Source organism: Syntrophomonas sp. UBA5494 (genome assembly GCF_002426325.1).
This window is the reverse complement of sequence record NZ_DIPG01000015.1, coordinates 20,070-22,274: the sequence shown is the minus strand read 5'-3', so window position 1 is coordinate 22,274 and position 2,205 is coordinate 20,070. Positions and strand designations below refer to the sequence as shown.

The following is a 2,205-nucleotide window of genomic DNA, read 5'->3' as shown; positions in this document are numbered from 1 at the left end:
AGCCGAGGAGGACAAGCAGGAGATCATGAAACTTAATCCGCCGCAGGTTATTAAGGATTGGAATATTCTGAAGAAATCGCTGGCGGTACTGGCCCTGACCGTATTGGGTTTTTTTCTTCATCAAGCCCTGCACCTGGATTCCGCCACAATAGCTCTGGCTGGAGCGGTACTCTTGATGATTGCCACCGGGGAAGAACCGGAAGATATCCTGCTGACTGTAGAGTGGCCGACCCTGTTCTTTTTTATGGGGTTATTCATTCTGGTTGAAAGCCTGGTTAAAGTAGGGGTTATTACCAGCCTGGCCAGTCAGGCCCTGCTTTTTACCCAGGGTAACTTTTCTCTGACCGCCATCCTGGTCCTATGGATATCCGCATTTGCTTCCGCCATCGTCGACAATATTCCCTTTGTCGCGGCCATGATACCTTTGCTTAAAGATTTGGGCGCCATGTCCGGAATGCCCATGGAGCCGCTGTGGTGGTCCTTAGCCTTGGGCGCATGCCTGGGCGGTAATGGAACTCTGATCGGGGCTTCCGCCAATGTGGTGGCTGCAGGCATTGCAGAGAGAAACGGGTTAAAAATCACTTTCTGGGGTTTCACCAAGGTGGGACTGCCGCTGATGATAGTGTCCGTATTTATCTGCCATGTCTATATATATATCAGATACCTGGGGTAGTTGAAGGTGCAATCCGTTCCTGCCGATCGAAAAATCTCATTTTACGTAACCAATACGGAAATTACCAAAATATTTTACATAATTGAATCAAGCCTTTTACCTGGGGGCGCTATAATACAAAGGAAATACAAGCGGAGGAATCAGATATGAAAGGCCTCCCTTTGATAATACTTTATTCTGGTGTGATGCCGGATGGTTAAAGGAGGATCGCAAGATGGGAAAACAAGTGCCGCCCCCGTGGATTCTCAGACATTGGCTGATAAGAGATTTCAATTTCAATAAAGACCTGAACAACTGGGTGTACATAGGCGCGAGTAAACGCCTGCCCAAAAATTTTCAATGCCGGTATTGCGGCCGTGATTTGCAAGCTCATATTGATTTTTTCGGCATCACTCATGGTCAACAGGATCCTCTGGCAGTGGGTGCATGCAAACATTGTGACATCGTATATTGGATGAAGCTGAAATTGGATGCTTTTCACATAAGCCTCAACACCTAATCTCTTGACCTTCATGCCAATGATCACAGTGTTTACGCGGAAAATACGATAAAAGCGATTATGATATGCGCCGAAGGGAATACCAAATAACCAGTACGTTGAGTTACGCATTGTTTGATTGCATTTTTTCGTTTATATTTATACTGGATTGACTGATGCACTTCTGGCCGTGCAATGTGTCTGCCCACAATACGATATGATCCGCAATAAAGATTATTGGCGGTGCACGGAAATCATCTTTTCATCCCATCATGATCGGTTTTAGCGAAGTTTATAAACCGGATTTCTTATCTAATATGGATTAATAACCATGTAGAAAGCAGGAGATGAGCTATGGCAAAAGATGAAAAAACCCCAAACACATCCATCTTAATCATGCCTCAGGTGGTCTTGCCTTCCCATGCCAACGCAGCTGGAAGAATGCACGGGGGAGAAGTCATGAAGCTTATGGACACAGCTGCAGGAGTAGTCGCAATTCGCCATTGCCATTGCAATGTAGTGACGGCTAATGTTACGCAATTGTCTTTTATGGAACCGGTATTTATCGGCGACCTGGTTATTTGCCGTGCCAAAATCACTTATACAGGCAGAACATCCATGGAGGTATTTGTGGATGTTAAGGCCGAACACCTGAGAAGCGGTGAAACCAAAAATGTATCAGAAGGATATTTTGTTATGGTGGCTCTTGATCGAAATGGCCGCCCCACTACCGTACCGCCTCTAATATTGGAGACAGAAGAGGAGCGGCGCTGTTTTGAATATGCAAAGCAACGGATAGCCAAACTCAAGTCAGAAGTTCACCAAGATTAGGGCACATAAGATGAGTACTTAGAAATTGCCAGTAGCGTGACGAAGCCGGGGCTTAGGCCCCGGTTTTTTTCCTCTGGACATAGCGTGGTAGCAGGGACATTACTTTTGCTATACAGGAGAACTGGGAGAGGAAGGGCCTGGAGCGTTATCCAAGCCTTTGTAGTTTCTGGAGGTCGTAAATCCACATTCTAAACCTCTGTCACCTGTTTATTAAAAATGGGGG

Annotated in this window: 3 protein-coding genes; all 3 read left to right on the top strand. The window is 45.9% G+C overall.

Translation table 11 applies throughout. The features are described from left to right. A partial coding sequence (locus tag B3W37_RS02015; RefSeq protein WP_483174620.1) for an SLC13 family permease occupies positions 1 to 673 on the top strand: 673 nt, incomplete at its 5' end. A 214-nt stretch (positions 674 to 887) separates the two neighbouring features. Further along, entirely contained in the window at positions 888 to 1,172 is a 285-nt protein-coding gene (locus B3W37_RS02010) for a hypothetical protein (RefSeq protein ID WP_481038643.1), read from the top strand. Between the two features lie 333 nt (positions 1,173 to 1,505). Further along, entirely contained in the window at positions 1,506 to 1,982 is a 477-nt protein-coding gene (locus B3W37_RS02005) for an acyl-CoA thioesterase (protein ID WP_483170552.1), read from the top strand. Positions 1,983 to 2,205 lie beyond the last annotated feature (223 nt).